The organism is Endobacterium panacihumi (assembly GCF_050847465.1).
Classification (GTDB): Bacteria; Pseudomonadota; Alphaproteobacteria; order Rhizobiales; family Rhizobiaceae; genus Neorhizobium; species Neorhizobium panacihumi.
In genome coordinates, this window is record NZ_JBOZRA010000004.1 from 221,420 (window position 1) to 237,038 (window position 15,619).

Annotated in this window: 12 protein-coding genes; 7 read left to right on the forward strand and 5 right to left on the reverse strand. The window is 59.5% G+C overall.

Translation table 11 applies throughout. The features are described 5' to 3' along the window. Positions 1-742: 742 nt before the first annotated feature. The 3 genes from ACRQ1B_RS19180 to ACRQ1B_RS19190 are packed head-to-tail and all read right to left on the reverse strand — an operon-like array spanning position 743 to position 3,706. Positions 743-1,495, reverse strand: coding sequence for an ABC transporter ATP-binding protein (locus ACRQ1B_RS19180; protein WP_432295572.1), 753 nt, complete (start codon positions 1,493-1,495; stop codon positions 743-745). After that, a complete protein-coding gene (locus ACRQ1B_RS19185; RefSeq protein ID WP_432295573.1) occupies positions 1,489-2,571 on the reverse strand; it encodes a FecCD family ABC transporter permease in 1,083 nt (360 codons plus the stop codon). Before ACRQ1B_RS19185 ends, ACRQ1B_RS19180 begins: the two co-directional genes overlap by 7 nt. A 4-nt stretch (positions 2,572-2,575) precedes the next feature. Further along, entirely contained in the window at positions 2,576-3,706 is a 1,131-nt protein-coding gene (locus tag ACRQ1B_RS19190; RefSeq protein WP_432295574.1) for an ABC transporter substrate-binding protein, read from the reverse strand. A 116-nt stretch (positions 3,707-3,822) separates the two neighbouring features. Between ACRQ1B_RS19190 and ACRQ1B_RS19195 the strand changes: the two genes are divergently transcribed. Together ACRQ1B_RS19195 and ACRQ1B_RS19200 are read left to right on the forward strand one after the other, a co-directional pair. Continuing rightward, positions 3,823-4,626: a class I SAM-dependent methyltransferase gene (locus tag ACRQ1B_RS19195; protein WP_432295576.1), complete on the forward strand. Its 804-nt coding sequence runs from the start codon at positions 3,823-3,825 to the stop codon at positions 4,624-4,626. 152 nt (positions 4,627-4,778) lie between these two features. Further along, positions 4,779-5,855, forward strand: a complete 1,077-nt coding sequence (locus ACRQ1B_RS19200) for a glycosyltransferase family 4 protein (RefSeq protein WP_432295578.1) — start codon at positions 4,779-4,781, stop codon at positions 5,853-5,855. Here the strand turns inward: ACRQ1B_RS19200 and ACRQ1B_RS19205 are convergent. Beyond that, positions 5,852-7,309, reverse strand: a complete 1,458-nt coding sequence (locus tag ACRQ1B_RS19205; RefSeq protein WP_432295580.1) for a lipopolysaccharide biosynthesis protein — start codon at positions 7,307-7,309, stop codon at positions 5,852-5,854. The two genes, ACRQ1B_RS19200 and ACRQ1B_RS19205, sit on opposite strands and share 4 nt — an antisense overlap. 98 nt (positions 7,310-7,407) lie before the next feature. Here ACRQ1B_RS19205 and ACRQ1B_RS19210 point away from each other — a divergent pair, with 98 nt between their 5' ends. Both ACRQ1B_RS19210 and ACRQ1B_RS19215 read left to right on the forward strand, forming a co-directional pair. After that, positions 7,408-8,568 (forward strand): glycosyltransferase, encoded by a 1,161-nt coding sequence (locus ACRQ1B_RS19210; RefSeq protein ID WP_432295581.1) that lies wholly within the window; start codon positions 7,408-7,410, stop codon positions 8,566-8,568. Positions 8,569-8,636: 68 nt separating this feature from the next. After that, on the forward strand, positions 8,637-9,422 hold the full coding sequence (locus tag ACRQ1B_RS19215) for a polysaccharide deacetylase family protein (protein WP_432295583.1): 786 nt from the start codon (positions 8,637-8,639) through the stop codon (positions 9,420-9,422). Positions 9,423-9,426: 4 nt separating this feature from the next. On the opposite strand, the gene ACRQ1B_RS19220 is transcribed toward ACRQ1B_RS19215, so the two are convergent. Beyond that, the gene (locus ACRQ1B_RS19220) at positions 9,427-10,491 is read right to left on the reverse strand and encodes a glycoside hydrolase family 5 protein (protein ID WP_432295585.1); all 1,065 of its coding nucleotides are present in this window, start codon (positions 10,489-10,491) and stop codon (positions 9,427-9,429) included. A 378-nt stretch (positions 10,492-10,869) separates the two neighbouring features. On the opposite strand from ACRQ1B_RS19220, the gene ACRQ1B_RS19225 reads away from it, so the two are divergent. From ACRQ1B_RS19225 to ACRQ1B_RS19235, 3 genes are all read left to right on the forward strand, one after another. Next, positions 10,870-12,045, forward strand: coding sequence for an O-antigen ligase family protein (locus ACRQ1B_RS19225; protein WP_432295587.1), 1,176 nt, complete (start codon positions 10,870-10,872; stop codon positions 12,043-12,045). Further along, a complete protein-coding gene (locus ACRQ1B_RS19230; RefSeq protein WP_432295589.1) occupies positions 12,002-12,871 on the forward strand; it encodes a WecB/TagA/CpsF family glycosyltransferase in 870 nt (289 codons plus the stop codon). The genes ACRQ1B_RS19225 and ACRQ1B_RS19230 overlap by 44 nt, the downstream gene beginning before the upstream one ends. A 183-nt stretch (positions 12,872-13,054) precedes the next feature. Then, positions 13,055-15,616, forward strand: coding sequence for a GcvT family protein (locus ACRQ1B_RS19235; RefSeq protein WP_432295591.1), 2,562 nt, complete (start codon positions 13,055-13,057; stop codon positions 15,614-15,616). Positions 15,617-15,619 lie beyond the last annotated feature (3 nt).

Consider the following 15,619-nt stretch of genomic DNA (forward strand, 5'->3'; position numbering starts at 1 on the left):
TTATGCGGCCGGGGCACGTCCTGTGCCTCCTAATTTAATTTTATAATGGCGCACGACGTGCCCCGTTCGGGTCCTCGGGTTAAACCCGAGGATTTCCGCGCAACTCCGGTCCTTCTGCGGCGACTCGCTGTTATTGGTTATTAGATCGAGCCGGTTTGTGTGCGACACACGCACGCCCCGCCATCTTTCAGGCGAGAGGAAGACCATTTTCTGCGCAGCCCCGCATGGATCACCTGCATCAGGGCGTCCCATGCGATCACCGGCTCTATCTCGCCGGCAATGCAGACCGGTGTAGCCGAAACAGAACGCGATGAGTGTCGCACGACCCCGAAATGTGGGGATGAAATTAGATACAAGATCTTGATTTTGTTGGACCGAAGAGTGTCGGCTCGAGGAGAAAATATTCTGTTTGCGACATTGAGTGCCGTTTTTGTTGTGTAATGGCGGAGGTGGCATCCTCTCTCCTCTACGTCATTCCTGTGCTCGACACAGGAATCTAGCCACCGCGCGTCCGCGCGGTGAGAAAACTCTTCCTTTGCAGTAACAGTTTGCGAGTCTATCGTGCCGCAGACGCGGCGCTGCTGGATCCCGGCACAAGGCCGGGATGACGCCGGATAGGTTCACTCCGGCAGAGGGAGAGGGAGAGGGAGAGGGAGAGGGAGAGGGAGAGGGACCGTGAGGGAAGTCGGCGTAGACGTAAAGAAGGTGAGCCTATGCCCCGCCACGGAGCCACCTCTGTCCCTCAGGCGACTCCATCCACCAAGAGATACGGCTCGCCGCGCGAACATGTCTCGATGCGCGCATCGACCTTGTAAACATCCCGCAGCATGGCCGGGGTGATGACATCGGCGGTGCGGCCGCTGACGACCATAGTACCATTCGCGATAACGATCGTGTGGTGGCAATAACGCAGCGCATGATTGAGATCGTGCAGAGCGATCAGCACGATCATCCCGTTTTTCGCAGCCAGCTGGCTGACGAAGGCCAGAACCTCGACCTGACGATGCAGGTCGAGCGCCGAGGTCGGCTCGTCCATCAACAGCACTTCCGGCTTGCGCACCAGCGCCTGCGCCAGAGACACGAGCTGACGTTGTCCGCCCGACAATTCGCCGAGGCCGCGAAAGGCAAGGTCTTCGATGCGGAGCGCCTTCAGGATGTCGTCGATCTCGTTCAGTTCGTCATCCTGAACCCGCCAGCCGCCGCCCTGCTTGGCGGACAGGAGGACGGATTCGTAGACGGTGAGGACGGCGTTGGCGCCGGTATCCTGCGGCATGTAGCAGATGGAGCGGTCGCCCCGCTCGCTATCCGACAGTTGCACGAGGCCGGGGCCGGAGATCAGCGAGGCGATGCGCTTGAACAGCGTCGACTTGCCGGCGGCATTGGGACCGATGACGGCCGTGAGGCTGCCGCTTTCCAGCGTATCGATACCGATATTGGACAGCACGGTGACGCGGCCGTAGCTGGCGCCGACATCCTTCAGTGCGAGGCTTACCATGAACGCCTCCTGTTGCCGAAAATGAGCGCGAAGAAGAAGGGCACACCGACAAGGGCGGTGATGACGCCGATCGGCAGGATGGCGCCGGGAATGATGACCTTGCTGACGACAGAAGTGACCGACAGGAGAAGCGCGCCGCAAATGACGGAGCCGGGCAGGAAGAAGCGCTGGTCCTCGCCCACGACCATGCGGGCGATATGCGGGCCGACGAGGCCGATGAAACCGATCGTGCCAACGAAGGAGACCGGGATGGCGGCGAGCAGGCTGACGATCAGCATGGTTTCGAGCCGCAGCCTGCGGACATTGACGCCCATGCTGGCGGCCTTGTCGTCACCCAGACGCAGGGCGGTCAGCGCCCAAGCCTTGCGCATGAACAGCGGCACGGTGACGACGAGCACGGCAGCCGTGACATAGACCTTGGCCCATGTGGCCTTGGTGAGGCTGCCCATGGTCCAGAACACGACAGCGGCGAGCGCCTGTTCGGAAGCCAGATATTCCAAGAGCGACAGGGCGGCGTTGAAGGTGAAGACCAGGGCGATGCCAAGCAGAACGATGGTTTCGACGCTGACGCCGCGCATGGTGGAGGCGAAATAGATGAACAGCGAGGCGGCCATCGCCATCAGGAAGGCGTTGATCGGCACCATATATTGCACGGCAGCCGGAAAGATGGCGACACCGGCGACAAGCGCAAGCGCTGCGCCAAAACTGGCGGCCGCGGAAATGCCCAATGTAAAGGGGCTGGCCAGCGGATTGGCCAAAATGGTCTGCATCTGCGCACCGGCGACCGAAAGCGCTGCACCGACAGTGACCGCCATCAGGGCGATCGGCATGCGGATATCCCAGATGACGACGCGCAGCTGGTTGCCGGCGGTGGAGGGCGAAAAGATCGCCTGCAGCACTTCCGAGATGGTGTAGTTCGCCGGTCCGAGCGCCATGTCGGCGGCGATGCTGAAGGCGAGTGCCGCCGTCAACAGACAGAGGATGAGAATGCGCCGGAAGGCGAGAGCGCGATAGCGCTCCCGCCCTGCTGTGCTGGAACCGGCGACCGAGGATTGCTCCAAAGTCAGGTTGGCCATCAGATCATTCGCCCTTCAGGGACACGAAGAAACCCTGCTTGTAGGGAAGCGGCAGGAAGCGAGCATGCAGTTCCTTGAAGGTCGCTTCCGGGTCAAGATCCTTGAAGAGGTCCGGATGCAGCCACTTGGCAATTTCCTGGATGGCAACGAACTGGTACGGATTGTTGTAGAACTGGTGCCAGATGGCGTGGACTTGCTTCTCTTCCACGGCCTTGACGCCGGTGAAGGCCGGGCGCTTGGTGAGCGCTTCGAGCTTGACCTTGGCTTCCTTCACATCCGCACCGTAACCGACGCCGACCCATGCGCCGCCGGGAACAAAGGCTTCCCACATGCCGCCGGTGACGATGATCTGGTCAGGATTGGAAGCGATGATCTGCTCCGGGTTGACCGTGCCGAACGTGCCCGGGATAATGCCGTTGGCCATGTTCTTGCCGCCGGCGATCTCGACCATCTTGCCAAAGTTTTCACTGCCGAATGACATGCAGCAATCATCGGAATAACCGCCGGCGCGCTCGACGAAGACAACAGGTGCCTTCGGCTTTTCGGCGGCCAGCTTGTCGGTGACGACCTTGATGCTATCCGCGCGGAACTTGATGAAATCTTCCGCGACCTTTTCCTTGCCCATCAGCTTGCCCATGATGCGCATGCTCGGCTCGGTGTTTTCCATCGGCTTTTCGCGGAAGTCGACATAAACGAGCGGAATGCCGACCTTGGCGAGCTTCTCGATATAACCGGCTTCTTCCGTCGCGGTCTTGGCGTCGATGTTCATCAGGATGACATCGGGCTTCAGCGCCACGGCCTGCTCGATGTTGAACGTGCCGTCCTTCATGCCGCCGAATGTCGGCAGCTTGGCGATATCCGGGTATTTTGCGAGATACGCGTCATAGGTTTCCGGGTCGGCCTTCGGCAGGTCATCGCGCCAGCCGACGACGTGCTGGAACGGATTTTCCTTGTCGAGGGCTGCAAGGAAGTAAATCTGGCGGCCTTCGCCGAGGATCACGTGCTTGACCGGTGCCTCGACTTCGACGTCACGGCCGGTGACGTCCTTGACCGTGACCTTTTCGGCCAGAGCCGGGAAGACGGCTGAAAAAAGAAGTGCTGCCGAAAGGGCCGCGACCTTGATATTGCGAGGCATGAGTGCTCTCTCCCGTGGAAACCGAAGGCGCTCTATTCTTTTATGACTGGATCGGTCAAGTTTTATCTTTTAGAGCTATTCTCGACTATGTAAGCGGCGGACAACCAAAGACTGCAATGACTGAAACACACGGCAAGAACTACAATCTGCGGGATGAGATCAAGGCCTACTGGTCGGCGCGCGCCGAAAAATTCGACCTGTCTCCGGGGCATGAGATTTTTTCCGAAGAGGAGCGGCAGGCATGGCAGGCGCTCATCGGAAAACATCTGGGCAAGGGCGAAGGCCGCCCTGCCCTCGATCTGGCTTCGGGCACGGCGGTCGTCTCGCATCTGATGGATGATGCCGGTTTTGATGTGACGGGGCTGGACTGGTCGGAGGCCATGCTTGGACTTGCGCGCGCCAAGGCGAAACAGCGCGGTCGCGACATCAGCTTCCGTTTGGCGGATGCGGAGAACACGATGGAGCCGGATGACGCTTATGACGTGATCGTCACGCGGCATCTGGTGTGGACGCTGGTGGACCCTGCCGCCGCTTTCACTGAGTGGATGCGGGTGCTGAAACCGGGCGGAAAACTGCTGATCGTCGATGGCGATTTCGTCAATGTCGGGTTTGCCGAAAGACTGGTGAAAAAGCTTGCCGTATGGCTGGAAAAGATCGGCGCGGTGAAGAAGGCACCTTCGCATGCACCGGCGGAAATGGCCGGCAAGCATGAGGAAATCCTCTCCCAGGTGCATTTTTCCGGCGGGGCGCGGGCCGGCGATGTGGCGGCGCTTTTGCAGCAGGCCGGCTTCGCGACTGTCGTGATCGATCAGGACCTGAAGGCAATCCACCGGGCGCAGGCCAGACATCTCGGTTTCTTCAAGGCGACGGCACGGGGCCTGCAACATCGTTATGCGATCTGCGCCACAAAACCTCTGTGAACCGCCTGCATGAGAAAATTGTGATCTAAAAGCCGCACACTGCCGGTGTTCTTGCTTTGATCGCGGGCCTTACGGCGGCTTGTATTTGTGAGCACTGCACAAAAATGCTCTTCATGGTCGGCGAACGGAATGATTTGCCGGGCCAGAAAGACATGACCGACCAAAAGGATAACCAGCCGCGCGTGCTGCAACTCGTGACCCACGACAAGATGGGGGGCGTGCGCACGCTGGTAGACATGGTCACGGCGGGCCTTGAGGAACGCGGTTTTGCCGTGGAAAGCCGTGGCCTGCGGCAGGGCGGCGCGGTCGAGACCGTCAAGAACATGGTTTCGCTGGCGCGTGACATTCTCAAGGGTCGCTATCAGGCCATCCTCACCTACCAGATCGCCGCCTCCATCTATGGCAATTTCTTTGGCTGGCTGGCGCGCGTGCCGATGCGGGTGTCGCATCACACCGCCTCCCCGGAAGGTCTTCGTCCGCACTGGCGGGCAATCGACAAGATTTTTGGCACGCTCGGCGTCTATACGCATATGGTGATGAATTCGCGCGCCACCCGTGATGCCTTTGACAGCTGGCCCGCGGCTTACAAAAAACATTTCATCGACATCATCCATGGCGTCGATCCGCTGCCGGAAGCGACGGGCAGGATCGACTGGCGGGAGAAGCTGAAGATCCCGGCAGGCGCGACGGTTCTGGTCGCAACCGGACGACTGGTGGCCCAAAAGAACCATGGAACGGCCATTGGCGCGCTGGCGCTGCTGCCCGGTGTGCACCTGATCATCGCCGGTGACGGGCCGGATCAGGCAGCATTGGAAAATCAGGCGCAGCGGCTGGGCGTATTCGACCGCGTGCACCTGATCGGCGCCGTCGACCGCAGCGATCTGGGCGATGTTCTGGCGGCGGGCAATATCTACGTCTTCCCGTCCATCTGGGAGACGTTTGGTCTGGCCGGTGTGGAAGCGACCATGGCGGGCCTGCCGGTGGTGGCCGGCGATCTGCCGGTATTGCGCGAGGTATTGTCGACCGGTGAGCCGGTTGGCGTGCAGGCGATGACGCGGTTTCACCAGGTTCGCAATGCCGACGAACTGGCGCTGGCCGTGCAGGACATGATGGCCAATTATCCATCTGCCGAGATGCGCTCGAATTATGGTCGCATGCAGGTGGAACGGCATGGACGCCTGCATATGCTGGAGCTTTATGGGGAATTGCTGGCGCCGCTGAAGGCTTAAGCTTTTCCCAGTTTCCCCATCAGTTTGCCCGCCACCTCGCCGATATTAAAAATATTCCAGCGGATGGCGAAAAAGGCGCTGACGATGCCGATCAGCAGGATGCTGATCGTGTTGGCCCAGAGATGGCCGATCAGCACCTGCAACTCCAACCCGATGACGGTGAGGCTAAAACCGGCAGCGACAAGCATGCCGGCACTCACCCAGTCGATCGGCATGCGGGCGTGTTTCGGCGCACCGGCAATCAGGATCACGAGTGCTACCGTCTGGCCGATGGCGAAGGAGAAGGCGGCGCCTTTCGGCCCCATGTCCGGCACCAGCATGAAGGCGGCGACGACCGCGGCTGCGACCATTGCCACGGAGGCGGTCAGTTCAAGCAGCGAGGATGCGCCGAGATAGATGATCTGCCCGAAATAATGGGCGCGCAGGATGAGGATGGCATTGCCGATCAGCAGATAGGGCATGATCTCAAGTGCCGTGTCCACATAACTCGGCGCCAGAATGATGCCGAAGACAAGCCGGCCCAGAACGATAAAGGAGACGGTGCCGAACACCACGATGAAGAGCTGCGAGACAAAGCTGCGGCGCAGGACCTGCCCGACTTCGTGTTCATCCTTGTTCAGCATGTGTTTGCGGGCATGGGCGATGTAGCCTGCACTGATGGCCTCGGCGAGAACCAGAAAGGTCTGTTTCATCAGGTCCATGACCGCACCGTAAGGAGCGACTGAAGCTGCATTGGTGTAATGCTCAAGCACGATACGATCGATATTGAGCGCGCCGGCGGAGGCACCAAAGGCAAAGATCAGCGGCCAGCCGTAACGCAGCATGCCGAAAACATCGCTTTTCAGCGGCCAGACAAACCCTTTTGCCCAACTGGTGCGAGCGAGAAACACGAAGATCGGGATGGCGCCCAGCGCATAACCGATACCGATCACCATCAGGAGCGCGGTCGGGCTGTCGAAGAGATAAAGGGCGATGCAGCCGAGCAGCATGGACAGCGCGCTGCGCAATATGGTGGCAATGGCAACGAGGCCGGGCCGCAACCGCGCGCGGGCGATTTCCGTCGATGCGAAATAGGCGGTGAAGCAGACGGCGAGAAACGCCGAACCCCAGGCGATGTGGATTTCCAGCGTATCGGTGACGGCAAGGACGGCGATCACCGCCAAAGCCGGGATGGTCATCACAGCCGATATCACCAGCAGCGAGCCGGCGAAACGATCGGCGGCTTCCTGCGTATAGGTGCCGAAATGCGCGAACACCGCCCATTGCACCGTAAGGCTGTAAACGATGAAGCAGATCGAAAAACCGATCAGATATTCGCCGTAAAGATGCGCATCGGACAGACGGGTAAACAATGCCACGGCCACGATGTTAAAGATCGCGGCGGCTACCCGGCAGAGCAGATAGACGAGAACATCGCTCTCGCCTGATTGCGTTTTTCCCGATGTGTCGGCCATTCGCCTCGCATTAATGATTGCCGCCTAAAATACGCGGGCTGCGATCCTGGATGGATACCCTCCTCCGAGGAAAGTTCAAAGCTGATAATGGCGGATCAATGGTTACCAATCCCTCTCGTGGTATCGAAAATGCTAACGGACGCTTGTGTTTTCTGGTTCGGGGTCTGGATGGCGGCGGCGCGCAACGCGACGCCATTCTTCTGGCCAATGAATTGCAGAAAAACAGCATCGATACGGCGATCGTGACGCTTCAGAGTTCCGGCCCGCTGAACGCGCTGATCAGCCCGGATGTGCCGGTGATCGATCTGGGTGATGGCGCCAAGATAAGGCTCGCCTTTGCCGGGCCGGCAATTCGCCAACTGCTGGCAAAAGGACGACCGAAAGGCGTGGTTTCGGCGGAAGCGGCGCCCAACGCCCTTCTGGCAATGGCATCACGTTTCGTTCCAAAAACATCCCGCCCGTGGATCATCCTGCGCGAGGCGGCAAGCCCGGTTCAGGCGCGGTTAAACGACCCTTACTGGCAGAACCGGCTGGCCTACCGGATGGCGCCAAAGCTTTATCCCATGGCCGATGTGGTGATGACGCTGACGGAAGGCGCGCGAAAGGACCTGATCGAACAGTTTTCCGTGCCAGCGCAAAAAATCGTCAATCTCGGCACCAATGCCGTGATCACACCGGCGATCCGGGCGGAAATCGAAGGCAGCCACCGTTCTCCTGAACCGGGGCACATCTTTTCCGTGGGGCGGCTTTCGCCGGAAAAAGGATTTTTGACGCTGATCGAGGCGTTTGCGCTGCTCAGGAAGCAGCGACCGGCGAAACTGACGATTGTCGGCGAGGGATCGGAAAGGCCGAACCTCGAAGCAAAAATCGCCGAACTCGGCATTTCAGGTGATGTCGATCTGCCCGGACACCATCCGCATCCGATCGAGGCGCTTTCAAAAGCATCGCTGTTCGTTTCTTCCTCCAGCCACGAGGGTTTGGGCAATGCCATCATCGAGGCGATGGCCTGCGGCATTCCGGTGGCCTGTACCGATGCACCGCATGGGCCGCGCGAAATATTGCAAGGTGGCGCGCTCGGTCCGCTGGTGCCGGTGGGCGATGCGAGTGCACTTGCCGGTGCCATGGCAGATATTCTCGACAGGCCGACCGATATCAATGCGCTTCGGGAACGGGCAATGCAGTTTTCGGTTGAGCGGGCGGCGCAAGCATTCGAAGATGTGCTTGCGCGCATGGGACTTCAGCTTCGAAGTAACCATTAACACAGAACGATACTTACCCGATGCCGAGATCTCGATTAAAGAAACGGCATCAATCTATCGGGGGCGGTATGACGGATAATGGTGCGGGCCGCGGCATGCGGTCAAATTCACCGCAGGAAATTCTCTATGGATTTTCCCGCAAGATCGGCAGGCACGTTCATTTCAGGCCATATAGTCTGAGACTGGACGAGGCTGTCGTTGCTTTTACTTTCGACGATTTTCCTGTGTCCTGCTACCAGAACGCGGCACCGGCGCTGGAAGACGCCGGCATGCGCGGCACGTTCTATCTCGCAAGCGGGCTGATGGGGCGCTACGAAAATGGCCAGCTGATCGTCGACGAAGCGATGGTGCGCGATCTTTCCGACAAGGGGCACGAGATCGGTGGCCATACGCATGACCATGTGAATGTGCAGCGCACGCCGCTTGGCGACCTCAGGGAAGACGTTCGCCGAAACGACCGGATCATTTCCGAGATCGTTGGCCATTCGAAGCCGGTCTCCTTCGCCTATCCGTTCGGCATGATTTCGGTGATGTCGAAACTGACGCTGATGCAGCGTTATCCGGCGCTGCGGGGCATCAAGGTCGGCACCAATCACGGCATTATCGACCTCGCGCATCTGAAGGCGCAGGAGCTTTACGACTGCTCCAACGACTCCAGCTCGATCGACGCCATGCTGGACGATGCGCAGCGCCGCAAGGGCTGGCTGATCTTTTATACCCACGATGTGCGCCCCGATCCGACCAATATCGGCTGCACGCCGCGCTTCTTCTCCGAAGTGGTGGAGAAGGTGCGCAAACGCGGCATGAAGGTGGAAACCGTGATCGATACGGTGAACCGTCTGGGAATTGCCTGAGGCGTTACTTACCGGTAAGCGCGTCGCGCAGTTCGACGCGCCATTTTTTAGCAAGATAATCCCAGGGGCCGAACTCGTCGGACGAAAAATCCCAATAGGCCCATGTGAAGCCGCGTTTTTCCGCCTCATCGCGCATGATGCGGGTGTAACGCACGCGGTCTTCGTAACCGGCGATGGAATTGGCGCCGAATTCGCCGAGAAAGATCGGGCGATTGTTCTTGACCGACCATTCGGCGGCAATATCGAGCGGTTCGTTGATCTTGGCGATCTGTGCCTTCGAGCAGCAGGGCGTTCCGACCCACTTTGCCGAATTTTCGATCCAGCTTGCACCCTGCATGGTGAAATCGAACGGCGCGTAATTGTGGACCGACACGATCAGGCGACGATCATCCTCCGGCAGTTCCAGCGTTTCCAGCCCCCAGGCCGTCGCCCAATTGCCGGCGTCGACGATGACAAAACGGTCCGGATTGCTCTTGCGCATCACGGCAAGCGCATCCTTGACCAGCTTGTTCCAGACATCGCCATCCGTATTACCGTGCGGCTCGTTATAGATCTCGAACAGAACCTTATCGACTGGCTGTGAGCGATACCGTTCGGCGTTCTGCTGCCAGATGAGGGTGAAACGTTCGCGCAGGCCCTCGTCCGACAGATCGGCACGGCCTTCGCCCTCGTCCAGCGGATCGCCATCCATCTGCCGGTAGTGGTGGAAATCGATGATGATGGTGAGACCTTCCGCCAGCGCCGATTTCACGGCGTCATCGACATGACGCATGAAACCTTCGTCCAGCGTATAGGGCGCTGTCAGGCCCGCGTGATTGCTGAAGCGCACCGGCAGGCGAACGGTGGCAAAGCCGCCTTCCCTGACGGCTTTGAAGAGCGCGCGATCGAGGTGTTTTGCGCGATCCACGGCATCGGGCGCTTCCAGAATGCCGCCGAAATTGACGCCGCGCCCAAGCGCTGCGGTCTGCTCTTCGGCCGTGCGTAGGGATTGCGCCGCGGCGGCACCGCCAAGGAGCAGAAACAGGCAGATCGCGAGACAGTGACGCAGCGGAAGCAAATGGAGTTTCAAGCCTTCTTACCCTTTTGGCGCAACAGATCAGGCCATCACCATATAGCAAACCGGCACCTTGCGCGGGCACATCCCCCTTCGTGGTTAAGCTGACGCAAACCGCCATCACACAGCCTTGGCAAATTCTTAATGCGACATCTCTAATCTAATCGGCCTGACGGAAAGGTGCCTCTTGCAGGTCACCTGCAAGACGGAGCCACGCCAGTGCCGACAGACAGCGACATCGCCACCGGCAGACCGGCCGCACCGAAAGCAAGCCTCGGCGCGCGCCTGTTGTTCATCGGTGTGTTCCTGCTCTACTGGGTGACGCTGACGCCATTTACCGACCTGAGCGTCGATCCATCCACGGCAAAACCGCCGGGCTGGACGCAAGGGGTGATGGTGCTTCTGACGCTGATGATGGTCGCCTTTGCTGCGACCAATGCGCAGGCGCGGAAACTGGTATTGCAGCCGCGCCTCGTGTTCGGGACCCTGTTCTTCTGGCTGCTGCTGACGGCCATCCTTTCGGTCGATCCGGCCGGTGCGCTGAAACGCTCGATCATCGCCATCATGGTCACGCTCAGTGCGGGCATTCTGCTTCTGTTGCCCGCGAGCGAGGAAGAGTTTGCGCGCCTGCTTGGCAAAAGCGTGCTGATCGTGCTGGGGCTTTGTTATTTCGGGGTGATCTTCGTTCCCTATCTTTCGATCCATCAGCCCAACGACTTTCTGGAGCCGGAACATGCCGGCCTGTGGCGCGGCCTCTACGTTCAGAAGAACGAGGCGGGCGGCGTGATGGCCATGTTCTGCTTTTTCGGGCTCTATCTGGCCCGCTCCTGGTCGCGCGTCATCGGACTTCTCATTTTTGCCGCCAGCGCACTTTTTTTGCTCAAGACCGGCGCCAAGACATCGACGGCGCTGATGCCGGTCATTCTGGTTCTGGCCTTCATCTTCGAGCGTTTTCGTTGGTCACGCGTGCTGATCGTTTTCGGTGGTGTCGGGCTTATCAACTTTTCCACCGTCGGGGTGACGGCCCTGCCGTCCGTGCGCGATTTCGTGACCTCGCTCGGCATCGACGCGACGTTTACCGCCCGCGCCGACATCTGGAATCTCGCGCTTGCAGCCATCGGCGAAAACCCGATTTTCGGATATGGGTTTGATAGTTTCTGGGGTACTAACACGCTGGTGAACAGCGACCTCGGAGCCTTCACCTGGGCCGTAAAAGCAGTAGATGCACATAATGCCTATGTAGACGCCATGGTTAACATGGGATTACCGGGCCTCTTTATTCTGATAGTGTGTCTACTTTACGTCCCGCTAAGAAGCTTTAATATTCAAAGCGATCGAAACAATTCTAACAATATTTCCCGGCTGTTCTTAAGAATTTGGCTCTACGGTATCTTCCTGGCCTGCTTGGAAAGCGTCTTCCTGGCGCGATCCGGCCCATTTTGGTTCACGTTGTCGGCAGCAATGTTCGGCCTGGCTTACCAGGCTCGCTGCAGCATCGTCAGAGATACGGAGTCTGGGACAGTTCATGACAGAGCTTTCGCCCCGAGGCGTCCCATCGCAATGGGATAACGACAACAAGCATACATCCGCCGAGCACAACCTTCTGGGGTTCAATTTCACCACGTGGAATGAAGAAGTCATGCTGGCGGCACTGGCAGCGCCTGCACCACGCTCGGAAGGCCTGCAACTGCTTGTCACGGCCAATGTCGATCATATCGTACGCCTGACCAAGGATGCGGAATTCCGTGCCGCCTATCGCTCCGCCTGGAAGGCGGTTGTCGACGGCATGCCGGTCATGCTTTACGCCCGTCTGCGCCGCGCGCCCATTCCCGGCCGCCTTTCTGGCTCCGACCTGTTTCCAAAGATCCTGCGTCGCCTGTCTCCGGGCCAACATCGCCTGCTTTTCGTCTGCCCGGATGAAGACACTGCCGTGAAGCTGAATGAACGTGTGCGCGAGCTCGGCTTCAGCGACCATCTGTCGATCACCGCGCCCATGGGCTTCGAAAAGAACGAAGCTTTCGGCACCTGGCTCACCACGCTTGCCCGCAAGCAGCAGACAACACATCTCTTCCTCGGCCTCGGCGCGCCGAAATCGGAAAAATGGATGTCGCAGCACCGCCATGAACTGCCGGATTGTTATGGTTTGGCGTTCGGCGCGGCATTGCAATTTTATGCTGGCACCAAGCGCCGCGCGCCCCGGATCGTCTCGAAACTCGGCTTCGAATTTCTGTGGCGGGCCGCAAGCGAGCCGAAACGGCTGGCCAAGCGCTATTTCATATCGTCCTGGCCTTTCCTGATCGCGGTCGCACGCGATTTGGCCGGCAAGCCGATCGGCGGGCCGGATGTGGAGCCGCCGCCCTTCCACCACGACGAGGCGGAGAAGAAGCGCGCCTGAGCGGCCCTTCCGCAATAGTTGGATCATAAGAACGGCCGGGCCACCACGCCCGGCCGTTTTCGTTTGTGACATTTGCGCGCCCTGCGCCATGGCGCAGCGGTGTTCCTGCGTGTCGTATTCTGAAGAGGTGGCGCATGTTACTCCTCATAAGATCGCCCGACATTTCGAAGCACGAGGCATGCAATGGCAGAATTTCCGAGCAAGGCTAAAGTCGTCATCATCGGGCTCGGCGGTATCGTCGGCGCCTCGATCGCCCACCACCTGATCGAGCGCGGCTGGGACGACATTGTCGGCATCGACAAGTCGGGCATTCCGACAGATATCGGCTCCACCGCCCACGCTTCGGATTTCTGCTACACCACCAGCCACGATTATCTGTCGGTCTGGACCACCCAGTATTCGATCGATTTCTACGAAAAGATGGGCCATTACGCCCGTATCGGCGGGCTGGAAGTGGCGCGCACCGGCGACGATACGTGGATGGAGGAGATCAAGCGCAAGGTCACCTCGGCCAAGGCTTTCGGCACCAACGCGCATTTGGTCACGCCGGCCGAGATCAAGAAAATGTTCCCCTTGATCGAGGAGGATCAGGTGCAGGGCGGCATGTTCGATCCCGATGCCGGCCTCGTCATTCCGCGCAGCCAGACGGTTGCCGGCAAGCTGGTCGATGCCGGCGAGAAGGCGGGCAAGCTAAAAGTGTTCGGCAATACGCCGGCGACATCTCTCATCGTCGAGGGCGGCCGCATCAAGGGCGTCGTTACCCATCGCGGCACGATCATGGCCGATCACGTCATCGTCTGCGCCGGCATCTGGGGCCGCCTGATCGCCGAAATGGTGGGCGAGGACCTGCCCGTCATGCCGGTCGACCATCCGCTGACGTTTTTCGGCCCATACAATGAATTCGAAGGCACGGGTAAGGAAATCGGTTTTCCGCTGCTGCGCGACCAGGGCAATTCCGCCTATATGCGCGATACCGGCGACCCGAAGACGACCGAAGGCGGCCAGATCGAGTGGGGTTATTACGAGACCACCAATCCGCGTCTCTGCCACCCGCGCGACATTCTGGAAAAACACGAGGCACGCCTGTCGCCATCGCAGCGCGACCTCGACATGGAACAGATTCTTGAGCCGCTGGAAAAGGCGATCGAGCTGACGCCTATTCTCGGCGAGTTGGGGTATAACGAGGGGCATTCCTTCAACGGCCTCTTGCAGGTTTCGGCTGGCGGCGGCGCTTCCTGCGGCGAAAGCCAGAAGGTGCGCGGGCTGTGGTATTGCGTGGCGATCTGGGTCAAGGACGGTCCGGCCTACGGAAAACTGATCGCCGACTGGATGACCGACGGCCGCACGGAGATCGATCACAACTCGATCGACTACGCGCGTTTTTATCCGCACCAACTGGACGAAAAATTCATCGAGGGCCGCACCTATGAGGCGGCGCAAAAAATCTATTTCCCGGCCGTGCATCCGCGCGAACCCTATGCGACCGGTCGCGGCGCGAAAAAATCGCCCTTCCATGAGCGCGAGAAGGAACTCGGCGGTTACTTCATGGAGCTTGGCGGCTGGGAGCGTGCGCATGGTTATGCGGCCAACGAGCACCTTCTAGAGAAGTATGGCAATCAGGTTCCGCTTCGTGAAAACGAATGGGACAGCCGCCATTTCTGGCGCGTCTCGAATGCCGAACATCTGGCGATGAGCGAGGATTGCGGCATCGTCAACCTCAGCCACTTCCACATGGCGGATATCGAAGGCCCGGACCATGTCGAGCTGCTGGAATGGCTGTGCGCTGCAAAGATCGGCGGTGACGGCAATATCGGCAAGGGCATCTATACCCACTTCCTCGATGACGAGGGCATGGTGCGCGCCGATTTCACTGTCTTCCGCATGGAAGACCGCTGCCGTCTGGTAAACGGTGCCGATGCGGGGCCGCGTGATTATCATTACATGAAACGTGTGGCCGAGGATCGCGGCCTCAACGTCACCATCACCGACGTCTCCGAAAAATTCATTACGATCGGGATCTGGGGCCCGAATGCCCGTGAGACGCTGAAAAAAGTGGTGGCAGACCCGGATGGCCTAAACATTGAAAACTTCCCGTTCGCGGCGATCAAGCCGATCGAGATCGCCGGCAAGCCGGTCTCCGCCTTCCGCATTTCCTATGTCGGTGAACAGGGCTGGGAACTGCACATGAAATACGAGGACGGCCTTGCCGTCTGGGACGCACTTCGCGCCACCGGCGTGATGGCTTTTGGCGTCGAGACCTATGCCAATTCGCGCCGCATGGAAAAATCGCTGCGCCTGCAGAACGGCGACCTGCTCACGCAGTACAATCTGATCGAAGCCGATCTGGCGCGCCCGAAGGTCAAGGAAGCGGATTTCCGCGGCAAGGCAAAACACCTCGAATACAAGGCGCGGGAACACCAGCCAGCGATGCTGTGCACGCTGGTCATGACCGAAAACACCGATGCGTCGGGCATCAAACGCTACCCGGTCGGCAACCTGCCGGTGATGGACCCGGAGACGAGCGCCGTTCTGGTGGATGAACTGGGGCGCCGCTCCTACACGACCTCGATCGCCTATGGCCCGACGGTCGGCAAAAATATCGCGCTCGCCTACCTGCCCTGGTCGCATTGCCAGATTGGTCGCAAGCTCAACGTCGAGTATTTTACCGAGACCTATCCAGTGGAGGTCGTGAGTGTCGGTTACAAGCCGATCTATGACCCGGAGAACCTGAAACCGCGAAGCTGAGAA

What these genes read in the sequence shown, in the direction of transcription:
- ACRQ1B_RS19185 (WP_432295573.1), bottom strand. Translation starts at nt 2,571, where the DNA reads ATGGCCAACCTGACTTTGGAGCAATCCTCGGTCGCCGGTTCCAGCACA.
- ACRQ1B_RS19190 (WP_432295574.1), bottom strand. Translation starts at nt 3,706, where the DNA reads ATGCCTCGCAATATCAAGGTCGCGGCCCTTTCGGCAGCACTTCTTTTT.
- ACRQ1B_RS19230 (WP_432295589.1), top strand. Translation starts at nt 12,002, where the DNA reads ATGACAGAGCTTTCGCCCCGAGGCGTCCCATCGCAATGGGATAACGAC.
- ACRQ1B_RS19215 (WP_432295583.1), top strand. Translation starts at nt 8,637, where the DNA reads ATGACGGATAATGGTGCGGGCCGCGGCATGCGGTCAAATTCACCGCAG.
- ACRQ1B_RS19200 (WP_432295578.1), top strand. Translation starts at nt 4,779, where the DNA reads ATGACCGACCAAAAGGATAACCAGCCGCGCGTGCTGCAACTCGTGACC.
- ACRQ1B_RS19210 (WP_432295581.1), top strand. Translation starts at nt 7,408, where the DNA reads ATGGTTACCAATCCCTCTCGTGGTATCGAAAATGCTAACGGACGCTTG.
- ACRQ1B_RS19225 (WP_432295587.1), top strand. Translation starts at nt 10,870, where the DNA reads ATGGTGCTTCTGACGCTGATGATGGTCGCCTTTGCTGCGACCAATGCG.
- ACRQ1B_RS19180 (WP_432295572.1), bottom strand. Translation starts at nt 1,495, where the DNA reads ATGGTAAGCCTCGCACTGAAGGATGTCGGCGCCAGCTACGGCCGCGTC.
- ACRQ1B_RS19195 (WP_432295576.1), top strand. Translation starts at nt 3,823, where the DNA reads ATGACTGAAACACACGGCAAGAACTACAATCTGCGGGATGAGATCAAG.
- ACRQ1B_RS19205 (WP_432295580.1), bottom strand. Translation starts at nt 7,309, where the DNA reads ATGGCCGACACATCGGGAAAAACGCAATCAGGCGAGAGCGATGTTCTC.
- ACRQ1B_RS19235 (WP_432295591.1), top strand. Translation starts at nt 13,055, where the DNA reads ATGGCAGAATTTCCGAGCAAGGCTAAAGTCGTCATCATCGGGCTCGGC.